Raw genomic sequence first — 18,744 nt, 5'->3', positions numbered from 1 at the left:
ATACGGTTGCTTGGAGCGCTACTCATGGAGATAGACGAGACGTGGACCACTGGGCACCGCTACCTGAATATGGATGAGTATTGGCAGTGGAAGAAGGAACAACAGAAATCCACTGAGCCGGCCATGCTGCACGTTGTGAATGCCTGAGTGACCTGTCCTTTCATTCGCCGAAGAGGGCAATTTACACATGATACTGGACTTGATCCGCAGGTCCAAGAGCAGTTGAAGGCTGCACCCTACGAGCGGACAGAGGCGCGAAGAGGTTACCGCAATGGGACCGTTACGCGCACGTCCACCCCACGGGTGGGGCGACTTGTGTTGCGCGTTCCAAGGGTTCGGAATGGCGAGTTTTCAACGGAGCTTTTCGCTCGATACCGGCGTAGCGAGCAAGCCTTCCTCCTCGCTTTGATGGAGATGGTGGTGAACGGTGTGTCGACTCGAGATGGGGCGAAGGTCACGGAGCAGTGGTGTGGCCCGTCCTTCTCGAAGTCGACGGTTTCGGATCTGTGCAAACGCCTCGACCCGATCGTCCAGGCGTGGAACCACCGAAGCCTCGCCGAGCACCGCTATCCGTTTCTGCTCGTCGATGCCCTGGTCCTCCGGATTCGGGAAGACGGACGGATTCGTTCCCGAGCGGCCTTGATCGCCGTGGGGGTGAACGACGAGGGGCATCGAGAGATGCTCGGTTTAATGCTGGAAAGCAGCGAATCGGAATCGAGTTGGCGTGCGTTTTTCGCCTGGCTGAAGCAACGCGGTTTGAGCGGCGTGGACATCGTCGTGTCCGACCGTCACGGCGGACTCGTCAAGGCGCTTTAGACCGAATTTCAGGGCTCGACGAAGAGCGGTGCCAGACTCATTTCATGCGCCATCTCTTGGACGCCACGCCCAAGGCGTTCGAGGAGGAGGCGGACCAAGAGGTCCGCGCGATCCTCGATGCACCTGATCTAAGGGGCAGAAATATATCAACACGGACGAGGAGGAGGCATGGAAGAAGGCGCAGCAGGCCTCGAGAGAATCCGCTCAGGCTTGTGTCAAAGCGCCTAAGCGCTCACCGCTCCATTCGCCGAAGAGGGCAATTTTACACACGATCTCGGACTTGACCGATCTGGCTCCATGTCAAGAAGTGTGATCAGGCGATCAGCAGAGCTAAGGGAACAAAGGCCAAAAGCATCTTCCGGACATACACTTCGCGGTTTTTGAAGCCGTAACTGATCCGTTTCAGCAGTTTGATCTTCGTGTGCACGCCCTCGGTGTAGCCATTCGTCGTCCGCCAGGTGTGATAGGTAAGGATTTCGTTCTTCCAGCGTTTAAGCGTTCGGCCCCATTGCACAAGCGCCGCGTCACTGGCTCCCTCTGCCTCAAAGAGGATACGGTCCAAAATCGCCTTGGCTTCCTCCAGGGAGGCGGCCCGGTAGAGGTCTCTAAGCTGCTCCTTGACCCAGTGAAACTGCGCCACGTTCCGGAAATGCTGGCGGATCGTGGCCAGCTCTTTCGCCTGACGCTCGGTGAGGTCTTCTTCGTTTTTGAGAAGCGGCCAGCGGGGAAGACGGTGGCCGGTGCGTCTTTCTACCCGCCGGGTCTCATCGACCCGCCGGCTCCCCTCCCGAAGCCCGTGAAACGGATCGGCCACCACACGCGCTTCCGGAAGGACCCGCTGAATCAGCTTCTTCCAGCTCTCCTTGAGGTCGATCGTCACCGCCCGGATCTTTTTCCGGACGGATTCCGGAAGGCGCTTCAAAAAGGCTTCCAGCGTCCTAAGCCGATCGTCCGGCAAAAGGGTCAAAAGTCGCTTCTCGGGCCAAACGCAGGTCACCGTGATACACGGCCTGTCCGCGAAAGCTGTGTTCGTCGATGCTTAAGACGACCTCCTCAAGATCCGCAAGGAGCGTCTCGATGCTCGGCGAAAGCGAACGCCCCGAAGCAAAAGGCGCCGAATCGTTCCGGGGCTTTGCTTGTCTCTTCGGCCACGCGACGAAAGCTTCGGTCCCGCAGGTGGCCGAAAAGCATGCCCATCGCCCGATCCGTCATCCGGGCCCAGGGCTTGATGCCAGGGAAGGTCTCCGTAAACACCTTCCGGCAGGAGGGACAGCGGAACCGCCGCGGCCGAAGACAGAGATAGACCGGCTTTTGATCCACCCACGTGTGCAGTTTACGCTGCCAATTTGACGAACGGCTGCGAACAGAACGGCTGATGGCCTGGCAATGAGGACAGCGCGCTTCTTTTTTCGGCCGCCCGGCATACACGTCGACCTGATGCTCATTTTGCTCAAGGCGATAGATGATCCAGCCTTGAAGACCGAGAGCGTGCCCAATAGGCTGTTTCATAGGCGGTCGGAGCCTCCTTGGGATGTGGTGTTGGTGATTATCCCATTAGAAGGCCGGTGAAAAACCCCTTCATTTGAAGGAAAACCGGACCCATGGATCGAATTCATTCAATCAAAGCAAGCAAACATCCCTTTCTCAAAAAGGAGATTCAAACATGCGGCCCCGACGATTGACTTCCCATCAACCCAAATGGTTTCAGCACATTGATATGGAAGCCCTTGTGCCACAAAATCACATCCTTCGCCAAATCGATCGCGTCTTGGACTTCTCTGCGATCCATGAGTGGGTCGCTCCGCTTGATTCGGAACGCACCGGCCGTCCGGCCGTCGATCCGGAACTCGTCATGCGGATCATCTGACTGTCTTACCTCTTCAATCACTCTGAGCGGGAACTCTTTCAAACGCTCCCCATGCACGCCGGTTATTTGTGGTTCTTAGGGCTCGATTTCGAATCCGTGCTTCATCCGGAGGCCGGGGGTCCGAGGCTTCCGGATCGCACGACCGTGGTCAAAACACGGAAACTTTGGCGCAGGCACGGCATTTTTGAGAAAGCCATGCGCCATGTGGTGGATCAGTGCATCGCCGCAGGGCTCGTTCAGCCGGAAGTGCATGTCGCGGTGGACGGTACGCTTGTCCAAGCCCATGCTTCCATCCACAGCTTAAAGCCCATCGCGCCGGCCCCCGTGGAGTCGCTCGACGCTTATTTGGCCCGGCTGGAGGAAGAAGATCGCTCGTTTTCCGACGGCGGAGACGAAGACGACTCCTCTCCGTCCGACCCTCATCCCCCCGATCCGGGCCCGAACCTTTCATCCCCCGGCTCCCCTTCGGCTTCGTCGGGAAGGGTCATGCGCCCCTCAGACTGGACAAATGCTAAAACTATGTTGTATCCTTCTGTCAAAGGAGGGGCGACCTGTGAAACGAACAAAATCCATCCCCGGCTCCATCAAATTCAAAGCGGCTTTGGAACTGATCAAAGGCGAAAAAACGCTCGTCGAACTCTCCCGGGAATACGGCGTTCATCCGAATACCCTCTTGAAGTGGAAGCAAACCCTCCTGGAAAAAGGCGCTGAGCTCTTTGAACCCCCGAACAAAGAGCAGGAATACCAGAAGCGCATTCGTGATTTGGAACAGCTCCTCGGCAAAAAGGAGGTCGAAATCGCGCTCCTAAAAAACTTCCTCGGGCAGGGGAGCTAGATCAACTTCCGCTTCAGGAGCGCATCCGTCTGGCGCAAGAGGCGCTGGCCAGGCGGCTGGCTCCCCTGCCGGTTCTCCTCAAGGCGCTTGGCATTCCGCGGGCAACCTGGTATTACCAGAAAAAGCGAGAGGAGGCCGAAAAGAGACGGGCTCTGGCGGACGAAGCGCTCAAAGCTGAGATCGAAGCCATCCTTCAGGAACATCCGGAGTACGGCTATCGCCGCCTCGAGGCCGAGCTTCGGCGGCGGGGAATGGTCGTCAATGGAAAGCGGGTCCGTCGCCTTCTCCACACGTTTGAGCTTTCCCTCACGCGAAAGGTGAGAAAACCGAAGCCCAATCCGCTGCTCGAGACGCTTGTTCTGGCCAAGGAACGGGCGAATCTCGTCGCCGGCCTTCTTTCCGAACGGGAGCCGGACGCTTTCGAGGTACTCTACACCGATTTCACCCCACTCGTCTATGGCGGCGGGAAGGTTTGGTTTTTGCCGATTCTGGACCATCGGACCCGCATGGTGATCGGATATGCCATCTCTTTCTCGCCGGATGTTCGGACGGCGCTTCAGGCTTGGGAACGGGCCAAAGCGTTCATTCTGACCCAAAAGAGAGAGCGCCCCAAAGCCATCGTACACCACGATCAGGGCGGCGCCTTCTTGAGTCACGCGTGGGTCGGTCATCTCCTGCTTGAAGAAGGGCAGCGGCTGTCGTACAGCCTTCGGGGACCGAAGGAAAATCCCATCGTCGAATCCTTCTTCTCGCGTTTCAAAGCAGAGCATCAAGATCTTCTGCTTGAAGCAAAGAGCATCGAAGCCCTCGATGCGCTTTTGGCCGAACGGATCCGGACCTACAACGAGCATCGGCTGCATTCAAGCCTGCGGTACAAAACGCCCCAAGAAATGCTCAAAGAAGCCCTGAGCACAAGCAAGGTCTACATCACATAGGGAGACCGAACAAAGTGTCTAAATCAAGGGGCGCGGTTCCTCCGCCCGTCAGAGCCGCCAGACGGTCCATGCGCGCCGTGGCCTGGAGCAGCACATCCCACACGGCGCTGGCGGCCAGGCTAGCCGCCACGACCGGCCCCACCGCCACCGCCGCGCGGGAACCGGTTTCCGCCTTCCGCCATTGCGCACCCTCCCAGGGGCAGTCTACGTCCCCAGACTGCCCTGGAAAAGGGCCAGGCATACACGCCCGGCGCGGTTACATGAGTTCCGGGACCAGCGCTGCCAGCGCGGCCGCCACCGGTTCTGCACCCTGCCCCAAGACCCTGGCCACCACCACTTGCGAGTGTGGGCGGGAGACGCCCGCCAAAACCCCAGGCAACGCCTCCAAATGCGCGACCAGATGGTCCAGGTCAACCATGGCCGCCGCGCCAGCCAGGTACAGGGTCCCCACGTGGGTGTGGCCATCAAGGACGCCCAGCCGCCCCCCGTGGGCCACTTCAGGTCCAAGGTGCATCTGGTCAGCTACGGCCAACCGGCCGTCCAGGTATAAACGTGTCACCATGTGCAGGGCCGCAAAGCGAAAGGTCTCTCCCGCGGCCACGCGTCCCGGAGCGACCAACTCGGCCGCCACCAGGCCCGCGCCAGGGGCCAAGTGGAAGGTGGTTTCCTGGGTGTACCGGGCACCCGCGTACGGGATCAGTTGGTGGGGCCAGTACAGGAGGTACGCGCCGGGCGCCAGATGAAATGTCAGGGACTGGTGCGCGGTTTGACCCGGCCCCATGCTGTGCACTCGGGTGGCCGCCGGAGCCGCCACCCGGGCCCGGGCTCCGGGCCGCAAGCTCACCTGGGCGGCCAGCCGGTCGCCGGCCAGGATGCCGGCGGTCACGTTGGTCACGTAATAGGTGGGTAGGGCGCCTGGGGTGCCTAAGGGGCCGAAGATCTTCCAGGGTGCTTCCACGTACAGTTCTTCAGGGCTCCCCGGTCCGATGGCAGCCCGCAGCCAGGCTACACGCCCTGCTTCCCCGCCGACCGTAGGTCGCTGAGCAACACGTCCCGTTCGATCCACCGGATGACCTCCTCCAGGCCCTGGCCCGTCTTGAGGTTGGTAAAGGTCCAGGGCCGGTCGCCCCGCATGCGCCGGGTGTCCCGCTCCATCACCTCCAGGCTGGCCCCCACGTAGGGGGCCAGGTCGATCTTGTTGATGACCAAAAAGTCCGACCGGGTAATGCCCGGGCCGCCCTTGCGGGGGATCTTCTCCCCCTCTGCTACGTCGATGACGTATATGTAGGCGTCCACCAGCTCCGGGCTGAAGGTAGCGGCCAGGTTGTCGCCTCCGCTTTCGACAAAGATCAACTCAAGGTCCGGGAACTGCCGGCACAGGGTGGCGATGGCCTCCAGGTTCAGGGAGGCGTCTTCCCGGATGGCAGTGTGGGGGCATCCCCCCGTCTCAACCCCGATGATGCGTTCAGGTGGCAGCACGCCGCTTCGCACCATGTACTCGGCATCTTCCTTGGTATAGATGTCGTTGGTGATGACACCGATGCTGTAGCGGGGGGCCAGGGCCAGGCACAGTTCCTCCAGGAGCTTGGTCTTGCCGGCGCCCACAGGCCCGCCGATACCAATGCGCACCGGCCCCTGCACGGCCATAGGAGTTCCCTCCTATCTCACGATACGAACAGGCGCGTGTACAGCCGTTCGTGCTGCATGCCCCGGACCTCCAGGGCCGGGAGAAAACCGCCCAGCTCCTCCTCCCTGGCGGCCAGCGCCTGCTGGGCCGCCGTTACGACATGGGGCATCAGCTCCACCAGAAGCCGCTGGCCCTGGGTCTGCCCCAAAGGCACCAGCCGCACCGCGGCGCTCACCAGCCCCTGCACCGCGGCGTACAAGTACGACAGCACCGCGGCCTCCGCCGGCACGCCCGCCGCGTGGTACACAGCGCCGGCGGCCACCGGGTGATGGCCGGAAGCCTCCCCGGCGGCCACCGCCCATGCGTAACCGGCCAGGGCGGGGTCATGCGGCCACAGGCCGGACGCCAGGTTGAGCAGGCGGCGGCCCACCTGCACCCCCGCCTCCCGCCACTCCCGGGGCAGGCGCAGGGCACCCACCAGCTCGTCCAAGTACAGAAGGCACGCCACGTCCCCGGCGGCAGCCGCCCGATGGGCCAGAGCCACCGCGGGGCCATCGGCCCGGGCCAGGCCCTGCTCCAGCACCGCCAGCAGCAGGGCGGCCACCTGCTCCGGCCGCCGCACCAGCCCCTGGGCCACGTAGGTCTCAAGACCATAGGAGTGGGAAAAGGACCCCACCGGCAGGGAGCTGTCCGTCAGCAGGGCCAGGCGCAGCCAGGCCTCCGGATCCAGGTTAAGGGTCATCATGGTGATGGTGTCCTCCGGCCGGCGGCGGCACCGGACTACCCGCCAGGGGCCGCACCTCCCGCCGGTAGGGCACCCCCGCCGCTTGGAGCTGCTGGGACAGCACCGAGTCATCCAGGACCACGATGGCCTCTTCGGTGATCCACGCCTGGATGTGGCGGTTGCCAATCTGGTGCGCCACCCGCCCCATCTCCTCCCGGCTACGGGGCCAGATGACCAACACCAGCTCCGGCGCCGCACGCACCACCAGGGGCGGGTCGCCGGGGCCCAGCAGGTCGCCGTCTTGCAATAGTCCACCCTCGGGCAGGAGGATCCCCACCTCCCGGCCCCGGTCCGTCACCGCCCGGATCCGCCGCTTTTGCCGCTGCTGCCATGTCAATTCCACAAACTCCGCGTCCCGGCCCGCCAGGTCATACTGCCCCCGGCGAGCGACAATGGCCGTGTACAGCATGGCCTCACCCCGGTCAGAACAGATGGTACAGTTGGCCCAGCGCCACCCGGAGAGCCGGCTCGCAAGTCACCAGTTCCCCGTCCACCCGCACCTCGTAGGTATCCGGGTTCACCTCGATGCGGGGCGTGGCATCGTTGTGGACCATGTCCTTCTTCTGCAGCATCCGGCACCGGCGCACGGGCCGCACCTCCCGCTCCAGGCCCAGCCGGGCCGCCACCCCCGCCTCGTATGCCGCCCCCGACACAAAGGTCAGACAGGTGCGGGCCAAGGCCTTGCCGTAGGCGGCAAACATAGGACGCAGCAGCACCGGCTGAGGTGTGGGGATGGAGGCGTTGGGATCGCCCATGGCGGCGTAGACGATGAAGCCGCTCTTGAGGACCAGCTCCGGCTTCACCCCAAAGAAGCGGGGCTTCCACAGCACCAGGTCGGCCACCTTGCCCACTTCCACCGAGCCTACGTAGTCGGCGATGCCGTGGGTGATGGCCGGGTTGATGGTGTATTTGGCGATGTAGCGCTTCACCCGGAAATTGTCAGCCCCCGGCGGGTCCTCCGGCAGGGGGCCCCGCTGCTCCCGCATCTTGGCTGCCGTCTGCCAGGTCCGGCAGATGACCTCACCCACCCGCCCCATGGCCTGGGAGTCGGAGGACATCATGCTGATGGCGCCCATGTCGTGCAGCACGTCCTCGGCCGCGATGGTCTCGGGGCGGATGCGGCTGTCGGCAAAGGCGATGTCCTCCGGCACCCGCTTGTCCAGATGGTGGCACACCATGAGCATGTCCAGGTGCTCCTCGATGGTGTTCACCGTGTACGGCCGGGTGGGGTTGGTGGAAGAGGGCAGCACGTTGGGCATGCCGGCGATGCGGATGATGTCCGGCGCGTGGCCGCCGCCGGCGCCCTCGGTGTGATAGGTGTGGATGGTACGCCCGTCGATGGCCGCCAGGGTCTGCTCCAAAAAGCCGAACTCGTTCAGGGTGTCGGTATGGATGGCCACCTGCACGTCGTAAGCGTCGGCCACCCGGAGGCAGGTGTCGATGGCCACCCGGGTACTACCCCAGTCCTCGTGCAGCTTCAGCCCAATGGCGCCCGCCTCTACCTGCTCGATGAGGGCCTCGGGGCGGGAGGCGTTGCCCTTGCCCGTGAAGCCCAAGTTGACGGGCAGCCCTTCGGCTGCCTCCAGCATGCGGTAGATGTTCCAGGGGCCCGGGGTACAGGTGGTGGCGCAGGTGCCTGTGGCCGGGCCGGTGCCGCCGCCGATCAGTGTGGTAATGCCCGAAGCTAGGGCGTGCTCCACCTGCTGGGGGCAGATGAAGTGCACGTGGGTGTCGATGCCGCCGGCGGTGAGGATCAGCCCCTCGCCGGCGATGATCTCCGTACCGGGGCCGATGATCAGGTTCCTGTCCACCCCGTCCATGATGGCCGGGTTGCCGGCCTTGCCAATGCCGCAGATGCGGCCGTCCCGGATGCCCACGTCGGCCTTGACGATGCCCCAGTAGTCAATGATGAGGGCATTGGTGATCACCACGTCCGGAGTCCCCTGGGCCCGGGTGGCCTCGCCGGACTGGCCCATGCCGTCCCGGATGACCTTGCCGCCGCCGAACTTCACCTCGTCGCCGTAGCGGGTGTAGTCCCGCTCCACCTGCACCACCAGGCCCGTGTCCGCCAGCCGCACCCGGTCGCCGGTGGTGGGGCCGAACATGGCCGCGTATTGCCAGCGTGGGATCCTGAGGCTCACGACTCCTCCGCCCCCTTAAATCCCAGCTCCCGGGCCCGGCGCAGGGCGCGCTGCCGCACCTCGGGGCTGTGCCGGTCGCCCTCCGTGAGGCCGTTCAAGCCCACGATGCGGCCGGTGCCGCCCAGCTCCACCAGCTCCACCGTCTTGGTCTCGCCGGGCTCGAAGCGCACCGCGGTGCCGGCAGGGATGTTGAGCCGGTAGCCAAAGGCCGCCGCCCGGTCAAACTGCAGCGCGGGGTTGACCTCGAAGAAGTGGTAGTGGGACCCCACCTGAACCGGCCGGTCGCCGGTGTTGCTCACCTGCAGCGTGCGGGTGTCCCGACCGGCGTTGGCCAGCACCGGCTCGTCCACCACCAGCACCTCGCCGGGCACGGCGGCCGCCGGCACCATCTGCTCCGGCTCCCCTGCCTCGGCCGCCTGGGCCGTCCGGGGCCGGATGGGCCGGTGCACCGTCACCAGCTTGGTCCCATCCGGGAAGGTGCCCTCCACCTGGATCTCGTCGATCATCTCGGCCACGCCGTCCATCACGTCATCGGCGGTCAGGATCTGGATGCCGTATTCCATGAGCTCCGCCACCGACTTGCCGGCACGGATGCCCTCCTGCAGTTCCATGCTGATCAGGGCCACGGCCTCCGGGTAATTGAGCTTCAGGCCCCTGGCCTTGCGATCCCGGGCGATGATGCCGGCCAGGTAGACCAGCATCTTCTCGACTTCCCGGGGCATCAGGTGCATCTCCATCCCTCCTTATACAGAGAGGTACTCCTGTAGCGCAGCCGGGTCGGCGGATCCCGTGGCGCCCTCGGCCACGATGGTCCCCCGCTCCATGACGTAGTAGTAGTCGCCCAGGGACAGGGCGAAATCCACAAACTGTTCCACCAGCAAAATTGCCACCTGCCCGCGGGCCTTCAGGATCTGCAGCACCTCCTCAATCTCCCAGACGATCGACGGCTGGATGCCCTCGGTGGGCTCGTCCAGCAGCAGCACCCGGGGCCGCCCCACTAGGGCCCGGGCCAGGGCCAACTGCTGCTGCTGGCCGCCCGACAGGGCTCCGCCTGCCCGGTGGTACAAGTCCCGGAGCCGCGGAAACAACTCCAGCACCTCTTCCAGCGCCACCGGGTCGGGGCGCCCCACCTCCTGCCCCACCAGCAGGTTCTCCCGCACGGTTAGGAACGGGAAAATGCCCCGCCCCTGAGGCACGTAGCCGATGCCGGCCCGGGCCCGCTCCCAAGGCGGCAGCCGGGTGAGATCCTGGTCGCCCAGCCGGATGGCGCCGGAAGTGGCCGGGAGCAACCCTATGATGGTCTGCAGGAGGGTCGTCTTGCCAACGCCGTTGCGCCCCATCAGGCACACCACCCGGCCTTCCGGGACAGCCAGGCTCACCCCGTTCAGCACCCGGCCTTCCCCATAGCCGGCGGTCACCCGCTCCACTGCCAGCATGCACTTCCTCCTCCCCGCAGGCGTTCACCCGGCCGTCAGAGCCTGGCCCTTGCCCCGCTGGCGGCCCCGCCCCAGGTAGATCTCCACCACCCTGGGGTCGCTCTGCACCGCCTCCACCGTCCCTTCGCTCAGGATGCGGCCCTCGTGCATGACGGTGACGGTGTGGGCAAAGCGGCGCAGGAACTCCATGTCGTGTTCTACCACCAGGATCATCCGGCCAGGAGCGATACGGTGCAGGAGCTGTCCCGTCAGCTCCCGCTCCCGCCGGGTCATGCCGGCCACCGGCTCGTCCAGGAGCAAAAGGCGCGGCTCCTGGATGAGGAGCATCCCGATCTCCAGCCACTGCTTCTCGCCGTGGGACAAGGTGCCCGCCCGCTGGCCGGCCCGGTGTTCCAGGCCCACCGTGGCTAGGGTGGCGGCGATGCGCTCCTCCCCCTCCCGCCCCAGGGGCCGCAACAGCGCCGGTAGGCGCTCCCGGAAGCCCAGAGCCAGCTCCAGGTTTTCCCACACCGTCAAGTGGGGAAACACCGACGGGGTCTGGAACTTGCGGGCGATGCCCAGGGCCACGATCTCATGCTCCTGCAGACGGCTGAGGTCCGAGTGGCCAAAGAAGACCCGCCCGGCGGTGGGCCGCACCCGGCCCGAGATGACGTCGATGAGGGTGGTCTTCCCGGCGCCGTTAGGGCCGATGAGGAACCGCAGCTCCCCTTCCTGGAGGGAGAAGTTCAGCCCGTCGATGGCCTTGAACCCGTCAAACTCCACCGTCAGGTTCTCGACGCGCAGCGCTCCGCCTGTCATGCCAACCCCTCCTCCCCGCTCTTGCCCATGAGACCCACGCGCCGGACAAGCCCGACGAGGCCGTCGGGCAGGTACACCACCACCAGCACGAACAACAGGCCTAGGCCAAAGGTCCAGGCACCGGGGAAGGACTCGCTCAGGTAGGTCTTGGCCAGGTTCACCAGCAGTGCCCCCAACACCGCCCCGGTGAGGGTGCCGCGGCCCCCCAAGGCCACCCAGACCACCATCTCGATGGACGGCACGACGCCCATCATGGCTGGCGAGATGATGCCCACTTGGGGCACGAACAGCGCCCCGGCCAGCCCCGCCAGGGCCCCGCCTACGGCAAAAGCCAGGGCCTTGACGGCCACCGGGTTGTAGCCGCAAAAGCGCACCCGGTTCTCGCCGTCGCGGATGGCGATGAGCAGCCGGCCAAAGCGGGACGCCGTGACCCGCCGCAGCAGCAGGTATGTCACCCCAAGGGTGACGGCAGTGATGAGGTACAGCACCTTCTGGGTGCGGGGATCGCCCAGGGAAAAGCCGAACAGGGTGGTCAGGTTGGTGATGCCGTTGGTGCCGCCGGTGTAGGGCTGCTGGCCGATGAACAGGATGGTGAAGATCAGCGCCAGCGCCTGGGTGATAAGGGAAAAGTACGCCCCCCGGATGCGGCTGCGGGTGAGCAGGTAGCCCACGGCGCCGGCAAGGGCGCCGGGGATCAGGATGGCCATGGGGATGGCGAACCAGGCGTGGGCGAAGGGCTTCCAGAACCAGGGCAGCGCGGAAAGGCCGCTCCAGGACATGAAGTCCGGCAGCTCGCCCTGGGAGGCCTCCAGCTTAAGGTACATGGCCATGGCGTAGCCGCCCAGGCCAAAGAACACCCCCTGACCCAGGCTGAGCATACCCGTGTAGCCCCACACCAGGTCCAGGCCTAGGGCCAGGATGGCAAAGCACAGGAACTTGCCCAGCAGATTCAGGCGAAAGTCCGAGAGCACCAGGGGCGCCACCACCAGCAGGAGCAGCGCCGCCCCGGCAAAGGGCAACCAGCCTGCCAGGCGGCTACCCGGCGCGCGTGCGGTCATCGCGTCCCCCTCCTCAATCCAGCGCCCGAGTGCGCAGGGCAAAGAGGCCGGAAGGCTTCCACTGCAAGAAGACGATGATGGCCAGCAGCACCAGCACCTTGCCGATGCTGGCAGAGCTGCCCAACTCGAAGGCCACGTTGAAGGCGCCGATGCCCAGCGCCGCCACCACGGTGCCCAGAAGCTGGCCCACGCCGCCCAGGATCACCACCAGGAAGGCGTCGACGATGTAATAGGTCCCCGTGGCCGGCCCCACAGGGCCCAGGAGCGTCAGCGCGGCGCCCGCCACCCCCGCCAGCCCGGAACCGAGGGCAAAGGTCAGGGCATCCACCCGGCTGGTGGCGATGCCCATACAGGCGGCCATGGGCCGGCTCTGCATCACCGCCCGGATGCGCCGGCCGCCCGCGGTCCGGGTCAGGTACAGGGAAATTCCCACCACACACAGGACGGCCAGGGCCAGGATGAACAGGCGCTTGTAGGGCAGCACCGCGCCCAGCACCTTGAGGCCGCCGTTAAGCCAGGGTGGGCTGACCACCTGCACGTTGGGGGCGCCAAAGATAGTCCGCGCCGCCTGCTGCAGCATGAGGCTCACGCCCCAGGTGGCCAGCAAGGTGTCCAGGGGCCGCCCGTACAGGTGCCGCACCAGGAGGCGCTCCATGAGCAGCCCCAGTAGCCCGGCCACCAGAAAGGCTGCCGGCAGGGCCACCAGAAAGTACGCCCCCTTCGCCCCCGGCAGGTACTTGGTGAAGGCGAGCTGTAGCACGTAGGTCACGTAGGCCCCGGCCATGATCATCTCGCCATGGGCCATGTTGATGACACCCATCAGGCCAAAGGTAAAGGCCAGCCCTAGGGCGATGAGCAGCAAAACGGATCCCACGCTGAGGGCATTGAAACCCTGCAAAAGCAACAGCTCCATGGGTCGACGACTCCTTTACCGCAGGGGGCGGGAAAGACCCCGCCCCCCAGGCCCCCCAACTCTTACTTCAGACCCTTGGCCCACGGGTAGGACTCCAGGAAGGGGTCCGGCTCCACGGGACCGCCGGAGTTCCAGATCTCCTTGAACTGGCCGTCGGGCTGCACTTCGCCGATGCGCACCGTCTTGGAAATGTGCTGGTTGCCAGGATGCACCTTCACCGGGCCGCCGGGCGCCTTGAACTCCAGGTTCTTCAGCGCCTCCCGCACCTTGTCCACCTCGGTGCTGCCGGCTTTCTCCACGGCCTTGGCCCACAGGTGCACGGCGATGTAGGCCGCCTCGATGGGATCGTCCGTCACCCGGTCCGGGCCGTACTTCGCCTTAAACTTCTGCACGAACTCCTTGTTCTCGGGGGTGTCGGTGGTCTGGAAGTAGTTCCACACCGCCCAATGGCCTACTAGGTTCTCCGCGCCGATGCCCCGGATCTCCTCCTCGGCAATGCTCACGGAGATGGTGAGCACATCCTTGGCGGAGATGCCCGCGTCCTTGAGCTGCTTGAAGAAAGCCACGTTGCTGTCGCCGTTCAGGGTGTTGAAGACCACATCGGGCTTGGCGTCCTTGATTTTGCTGATCACCGTGCTGTAGTCGGTGTGCCCCAGGGGCGTGTACTCCTCCCCCACGACGGTACCGCCCTCGGCCGCCAGTTGCGCCTTGATGATCTTATTAGCAGTGCGGGGGAATACATAGTCAGAGCCCAGCAGGAAGAACTTCTTTTTGCCCTGCTTGAGCAGGTAGCTCACCGCCGGGACAATCTGCTGGTTTGGGGCCGCGCCGGTGTAAACAATGTTCTTGGAGGCCTCCAGGCCCTCGTACTGCACCGGGTAGAAGAGCAGGCCGTTCAGCTTCTCCACCACCGGCAGCATGGCCTTGCGGCTGGCCGACGTCCACCCGCCAAAGATCACCGCCACCTTGTCCTTCTGGATCAGCTTCTGGGCCTTCTCGGCGAAGGTGGGCCAGTCGGAGGCGCCGTCCTCCACGATGGCCTCGATCTTCTTGCCCAGGACGCCGCCCCTGGCGTTGATCTCCTCAATCGCCAACAACTCCGCGTCTCGGAGCGACGTCTCGCTGATGGCCATGGTGCCGCTGAGCGAGTGCAGGATGCCCACCTTGATGGTGTCCCCGCCGCCAGCGCTCGCCTGGCCGCCGGAAGGGTTGCCGGCCGCCGGCTTGGTCTCGGCAGGCTTGGTCTCGGCCGGCTGGCCGGTCTGCCCCCCGCCGCAACCGGCCGCGAACAGCAGCACGGCAGCCGCCAAGGACGCGTTCCGCTTCCACTTCAAGCCGGTTAACATATATCGACTCCCCCTCCGTAAAGTGAATAATAGAAAAGCCCCTGTGAGTGAAAACTCACTCACAGGGGCGCCGTTGCCCGCGACAAACGCGAAAGCCCCTACGAGCAGACGGCTCGCAGGGGCTCCGTTGCCACCTTTCGCCTTCATTATACCCGGCGGTTTCAGCGATGTCAATATAGATCTGGCCTGTGCGCTTTTCGAACTAAAAACATCCTTGCATTCTAATCGGTCATCCCTGCCAGCGCACCGGGATCCCCTTCTTCGCCAAGTAAGCCTTGGCCTCGGCCACCGTATGCTGGCCGGAATGGAAGATCGAGGCAACCAGCGCCGCATCGGCCTTTCCTTCTGAGAGCACCGCCGCCAGATGCTCCAGGGTGCCGGCGCCGCCCGAGGCGATCACCGGGATGCCGACCCGATCGGCCAGCCGGCGATGCAGTTCCACGTCATATCCGGCCCGGGTCCCGTCGGCATCCAGCGACGTGACCAGGAGCTCACCTGCGCCAAGCCGCTCGGCCTGCTCGGCCCAACGCAAGACGTCCAGTCCGGTGGGCGTCCGTCCTCCGTGCACGTAAACCTCCCACCAGCCGTCGGGTCGCCGCTTGGCGTCAATCGCCACCACAATGCACTGGCTCCCGAAGGCTTCTGCCCCCGCTTGGATCAACTCCGGATTTTGCACCGCCGCCGTGTTGATGCTGACTTTGTCGGCGCCGGCCCGGAGCACGGCCCGCATGTCCTCTGTGGAACGGATGCCCCCGCCCACGGTGAGCGGGATGAACACCTCTTCCGCCGCCCGAGCGATCACATCCAGCATGATCTGGCGACCCTCTACCGAAGCCGAAATGTCAAGAAGCACCACCTCATCGGCGCCCTCTTGATCATACCTTCTCGCCAGCTCGACCGGGTCACCGGCGTCCCAGCGGTTTTCATGAAAGCGCACGTTTTTGACCACTCGGCCATGATCGATATCCAAGCAAGGAATGATGCGCTTTGCTGTTACTTCGCTCATCCCTATCCCCTTTCACCTTCTCCTCACGCCGAAGGCGACGGTGGGCGCCGCTCCTTGACGATGCGCAGCCAGTTGCCCAAGAGCTGAAGCCCGGCCGTCGAAGACTTCTCCGGGTGAAACTGGACCCCCACCACGTTTCCGCGGGCAACAATGGAGGGAAATGGGCGTCCATATTTCGTCACCGCGATGACGTCGCTCGCCTCCTGGGCTTCAACCGCATAGGTGTGCACAAAATAAAACCACGTGCCCGGTTCCAGTCCTTCCCATATCGGATGGGAGCGGCGTGGCATGACCGTGTTCCACCCGATATGAGGCAACTTGACTGCCGCCGGCAGGCGGGTCACCTGTCCGGGCAGAAGCCCTAAACCTAAAGTTAATTTCCACTCTTCGCTTTTTTCAAATAAAATCTGCATCCCCAAGCAAATACCCAGAAGAGGCGTTTGACGCGCCGCCAGCTCCCTTAAGGATTCCACAAGGCCGTGTCGCTTGAGGTGATCCATCGCGGCGGGAAACGCTCCCACGCCCGGCAGGACGACCCCGTCGGCGGCCTCCAGTTCCTCCGGCAAGACGGTCAAGCGAGCGTCGGCCCCGAGCCGTATGAGCGCTTTTTGCACACTTCGAAGATTGCCAAGGCCGGTATCCACGATCGCGATGCGCATGGCTGAACGGCTCTCCTTCCGCGAAGCTTAATCTCGAAAGCGAAAGGCCGGGGCCAGTTCTTCAAACCTCCTAAAAAAAGGGGAGGTGAATCGAATCTATTCTATCATAAAAACGGACCATCTTCCAAAGGATTACGGATCATGAGAAGCGTACTCGATAATGCTCTGCGCGATCTCGCGCAACGGCTTTCGCTGCCGCATGGCGGTGTCCCTCAAGAATTTGTAGGCCAATGATTCGGACAGATCAAACCGATCCATGAGGATCCCCTTGGCCCGCTCGATGAGTTTGCGATCCTCCAGCTTGCGGAGCGCCTCTTCGGCCCTCCGCTTGGCCGCATGCAGGCGTTCGGCGGTCGTCATCAAGACGCGACAGACGGCGACCATCTGCCAGCGAGGGACGTCCCTCGGGAGCACGGTCCAGACGGGCCAGTCCTCGGAGCCCAAATGCACCCACAGATTCTCAAGGCCGCGGACGGGCTCGCCAGAGGTTCCCGGCCCGTGTCCGGCAATGGCATCGCCGGTTCTCCCCACCTCAGACGACACCGGATCCGTAATCCAAAGCACCGGCCGCCCCGTCACTCGGCCTAGGGTTCGCGTGCGTTCGGCCACGTCGTCGACGCCTTCCATCCGCAGGACAAACAGATCCGCTTCCTGCCGCGTAAGCCATTCTTCGGACGGCCACTCCCGCTGCACCAGAATCAGCCACCCCGTTTCCACCAAGCTCCGAGGCAGTCGGGCAGCGGCATCCGCGAGATCAAAGCCGAGCGCGACGACTTTCAGCTGGGTCATCGCGATCACCTTTCCTCATGTCCACCAAAACCATCCCCAAGGCCGGTTCGTCATCCTCGCCTCTCATTTCACCGATGATCCCCGGCAACGGTGTTCGTCGGTGGCGCGTCCATCGGGATCCTCTGGCTGACGCGGCGACCACCCCGTGCAAAACGACGAGGGGCCGGTACCATGCGGGTTCCTGAAACGGGTTCCGGGTACCGGCCTCATCGCTGGACGCCTCAAGACGAACGTCTCAATACTTCATGAGGTACTCCTGCAGCTCCCACGGCGTAATCTGGGTGCGATAAAACTCCCACTCGATCTTCTTCGCCTCCAGATATCGGGAAGCCACATGGGGCCCCAGCGCCTCCAGGATCACGGGATCTTGCTCGAGGGCCTGAATGGCTTCCGCGAGAGAACCCGGCAGGCTGGCGATGCCCCGCTCTTTCCGCTCGGCGGCGCTCATGCGGTAGAGATTCCCCTCCACAGGCTCAGAGGGCATGAGACCGCGCTTGATCCCGTCCAACCCCGCCTTAAGCGTGACTGCAAGAGCCAGGTAAGGATTGGCGGAAGGATCGGGCGAACGCAGTTCAATCCGCGTGCTGAGCTTCCGCTTGGCAGGGACACGAATCATCGGGCTGCGGTTGCGGTGTGCCCACGTCACGTAGACCGGCGCTTCATGCCCCGGCACGAGACGCTTGTACGAGTTGACCAGCGGATTGGTCACGGCCGTGATCGCCGGGGCGTGTTCCATGATTCCGGCGATAAACTGTTTCGCCACCGTGCTCAGCTGATCCGGCGTTTCGGGATCGTAAAAGGCGTTTTCGCCGCCGCGAAAGAGCGACAGGTGCAGGTGCATGCCCGATCCATTTACGCCGTAGAGCGGTTTCGGCATAAAGGTTGCATGAAGTCCGTGCTTTAAGGCGATGGTGCGCACCACAAAGCGAAAAGTGGCGATGTTGTCCGCCGTCGTTATGGCATCCGCGTACTTAAAATCGATTTCGTGCTGGGACGGCGCCACTTCGTGGTGAGCGGCCTCGACCTCGAAGCCCATCTCTTGCAAGGTAAGCACGATTTCAGCGCGCACTTCCTCGCTCGTGTCGACCGGCGCCAGGTCAAAATAACCGGCACGGTCGGTGCTCACCGGCTGCCCCTGCTCGGCTTCCGTTCGCTTGAATAGGAAAAACTCCGGCTCCGGACCGACGTTCATGGTGTAACCCATCTCGGCGGCTTCGGCCGTCACCCGTTTAAGAACATAACGGGGATCGCCCTCAAAGGGAGTGCCGTCGGAGTTGTAGACGTCGCAAATCAGGCGCGCCGTCCGTCGACCTTCAAGCGTCTTCCATGGCAGAAGGACAAACGTATCGGGATCAGGCCGCAGGTACATGTCGGATTCTTCAATGCGGACGAACCCTTCAATCGACGAGCCGTCAAACATCATTTCGCCCGCCAACGCTTTGTCGATCTGATCCGCCGGAATTTCAACGTGCTTGACCATTCCCAGGATATCGGTGAACTGCAGGCTGATGGTGCCGATGTTCATGTCGCGAATTGCCGCTTTGATGTCCTCGGCTGTTTTGACGGCCCCGGGCTTCATGGACGACATGCGCACATCTCCTCCTTGAGCCTCGCTTTCGTGATTGCCGGGTCCCTAAGCCTCGAAAGGCAACGGCCGTTCTGCCTTCGCCTCCGATCGCACCACCTCCTCCGGCGAGAGGCGCTGGAACGGCTCAAACAACGAAAATACCCCCG

The 18,744-nt window shown here is 63.8% G+C and carries 19 protein-coding genes and 3 pseudogenes; 5 read left to right on the top strand and 17 right to left on the bottom strand.

Annotation, left to right across the window (positions count from 1 at the left end; genetic code table 11):
- Window positions 1-147 (top strand): annotated as a pseudogene (locus SA87_RS14360) (IS256 family transposase); the annotation flags it as partial.
- A pseudogene (locus SA87_RS06325) lies at window positions 148-947 on the top strand (IS256 family transposase); the annotation flags it as partial.
- A 182-nt stretch (window positions 948-1,129) separates the two neighbouring features.
- Here SA87_RS06325 and SA87_RS06320 read toward each other — a convergent pair.
- Window positions 1,130-1,813, bottom strand: a complete 684-nt coding sequence (locus tag SA87_RS06320) for a transposase (RefSeq protein ID WP_281180927.1) — start codon at window positions 1,811-1,813, stop codon at window positions 1,130-1,132.
- A 56-nt stretch (window positions 1,814-1,869) separates the two neighbouring features.
- Window positions 1,870-2,325, bottom strand: coding sequence for a transposase family protein (locus tag SA87_RS13135; protein ID WP_066441035.1), 456 nt, complete (start codon window positions 2,323-2,325; stop codon window positions 1,870-1,872).
- A gap of 154 nt (window positions 2,326-2,479) precedes the next feature.
- Here SA87_RS13135 and SA87_RS13130 point away from each other — a divergent pair.
- The 3 genes and pseudogenes from SA87_RS13130 to SA87_RS06285 form a co-directional block, all read left to right on the top strand.
- Window positions 2,480-3,109 (top strand): annotated as a pseudogene (locus SA87_RS13130) (transposase); the annotation flags it as partial.
- Between the two features lie 127 nt (window positions 3,110-3,236).
- Window positions 3,237-3,518 carry a transposase gene (locus SA87_RS06295; RefSeq protein WP_082910488.1) on the top strand — a complete coding sequence of 94 codons (282 nt, stop codon included), beginning with the start codon at window positions 3,237-3,239 and terminating at the stop codon, window positions 3,516-3,518.
- A 23-nt stretch (window positions 3,519-3,541) separates the two neighbouring features.
- Window positions 3,542-4,453, top strand: a complete 912-nt coding sequence (locus tag SA87_RS06285) for an IS3 family transposase (RefSeq protein WP_082910487.1) — start codon at window positions 3,542-3,544, stop codon at window positions 4,451-4,453.
- 256 nt (window positions 4,454-4,709) lie between these two features.
- Here SA87_RS06285 and SA87_RS06280 read toward each other — a convergent pair whose 3' ends face one another.
- From SA87_RS06280 to glnA, 15 genes are all read right to left on the bottom strand, one after another.
- A complete protein-coding gene (locus SA87_RS06280) occupies window positions 4,710-5,348 on the bottom strand; it encodes an urease accessory protein UreD (protein WP_169816919.1) in 639 nt (212 codons plus the stop codon).
- Window positions 5,349-5,458: 110 nt separating this feature from the next.
- A complete protein-coding gene (gene ureG / locus SA87_RS06275; RefSeq protein ID WP_066200821.1) occupies window positions 5,459-6,100 on the bottom strand; it encodes an urease accessory protein UreG in 642 nt (213 codons plus the stop codon).
- Between the two features lie 17 nt (window positions 6,101-6,117).
- Window positions 6,118-6,825, bottom strand: coding sequence for an urease accessory protein UreF (locus SA87_RS06270; RefSeq protein WP_066200818.1), 708 nt, complete (start codon window positions 6,823-6,825; stop codon window positions 6,118-6,120).
- Window positions 6,812-7,273 (bottom strand): urease accessory protein UreE, encoded by a 462-nt coding sequence (locus tag SA87_RS06265; RefSeq protein WP_066200816.1) that lies wholly within the window; start codon window positions 7,271-7,273, stop codon window positions 6,812-6,814. Before SA87_RS06265 ends, SA87_RS06270 begins: the two co-directional genes overlap by 14 nt.
- A gap of 13 nt (window positions 7,274-7,286) precedes the next feature.
- Window positions 7,287-8,969, bottom strand: a complete 1,683-nt coding sequence (gene ureC, locus SA87_RS06260) for an urease subunit alpha (RefSeq protein ID WP_156423586.1) — start codon at window positions 8,967-8,969, stop codon at window positions 7,287-7,289.
- A gap of 32 nt (window positions 8,970-9,001) precedes the next feature.
- The gene (gene ureA, locus SA87_RS06255) at window positions 9,002-9,736 is read right to left on the bottom strand and encodes an urease subunit gamma (protein WP_066200810.1); all 735 of its coding nucleotides are present in this window, start codon (window positions 9,734-9,736) and stop codon (window positions 9,002-9,004) included.
- A 12-nt stretch (window positions 9,737-9,748) separates the two neighbouring features.
- Window positions 9,749-10,441: an urea ABC transporter ATP-binding subunit UrtE gene (gene urtE / locus SA87_RS06250; protein ID WP_066200807.1), complete on the bottom strand. Its 693-nt coding sequence runs from the start codon at window positions 10,439-10,441 to the stop codon at window positions 9,749-9,751.
- Window positions 10,442-10,465: 24 nt separating this feature from the next.
- The gene (gene urtD, locus SA87_RS06245; RefSeq protein ID WP_066200804.1) at window positions 10,466-11,239 is read right to left on the bottom strand and encodes an urea ABC transporter ATP-binding protein UrtD; all 774 of its coding nucleotides are present in this window, start codon (window positions 11,237-11,239) and stop codon (window positions 10,466-10,468) included.
- The gene (gene urtC / locus SA87_RS06240; protein ID WP_066200802.1) at window positions 11,236-12,297 is read right to left on the bottom strand and encodes an urea ABC transporter permease subunit UrtC; all 1,062 of its coding nucleotides are present in this window, start codon (window positions 12,295-12,297) and stop codon (window positions 11,236-11,238) included. The genes urtD and urtC overlap by 4 nt, the downstream gene beginning before the upstream one ends.
- Before the next feature lie 13 nt (window positions 12,298-12,310).
- Window positions 12,311-13,210: an urea ABC transporter permease subunit UrtB gene (gene urtB / locus SA87_RS06235; protein WP_066200799.1), complete on the bottom strand. Its 900-nt coding sequence runs from the start codon at window positions 13,208-13,210 to the stop codon at window positions 12,311-12,313.
- Between the two features lie 62 nt (window positions 13,211-13,272).
- Window positions 13,273-14,556, bottom strand: coding sequence for an urea ABC transporter substrate-binding protein (urtA, locus tag SA87_RS06230; RefSeq protein ID WP_082718381.1), 1,284 nt, complete (start codon window positions 14,554-14,556; stop codon window positions 13,273-13,275).
- Window positions 14,557-14,785: 229 nt separating this feature from the next.
- Window positions 14,786-15,562, bottom strand: coding sequence for an imidazole glycerol phosphate synthase subunit HisF (gene hisF, locus SA87_RS06225; protein WP_066200796.1), 777 nt, complete (start codon window positions 15,560-15,562; stop codon window positions 14,786-14,788).
- A 23-nt stretch (window positions 15,563-15,585) separates the two neighbouring features.
- Window positions 15,586-16,221 carry an imidazole glycerol phosphate synthase subunit HisH gene (gene hisH, locus SA87_RS06220; RefSeq protein WP_066200793.1) on the bottom strand — a complete coding sequence of 212 codons (636 nt, stop codon included), beginning with the start codon at window positions 16,219-16,221 and terminating at the stop codon, window positions 15,586-15,588.
- A gap of 132 nt (window positions 16,222-16,353) precedes the next feature.
- A complete protein-coding gene (locus SA87_RS06215) occupies window positions 16,354-17,010 on the bottom strand; it encodes an ANTAR domain-containing response regulator (RefSeq protein WP_066200790.1) in 657 nt (218 codons plus the stop codon).
- A gap of 235 nt (window positions 17,011-17,245) precedes the next feature.
- The gene (gene glnA / locus SA87_RS06210; protein WP_066200788.1) at window positions 17,246-18,598 is read right to left on the bottom strand and encodes a type I glutamate--ammonia ligase; all 1,353 of its coding nucleotides are present in this window, start codon (window positions 18,596-18,598) and stop codon (window positions 17,246-17,248) included.
- Window positions 18,599-18,744 lie beyond the last annotated feature (146 nt).

The organism is Hydrogenibacillus schlegelii (assembly GCF_001653195.1).
In the GTDB taxonomy this organism is placed as follows: domain Bacteria; phylum Bacillota; class Bacilli; order Thermicanales; family DSM-22653; genus Hydrogenibacillus; species Hydrogenibacillus schlegelii.
This window is presented reverse-complemented; position numbering and strand designations above follow the sequence as displayed.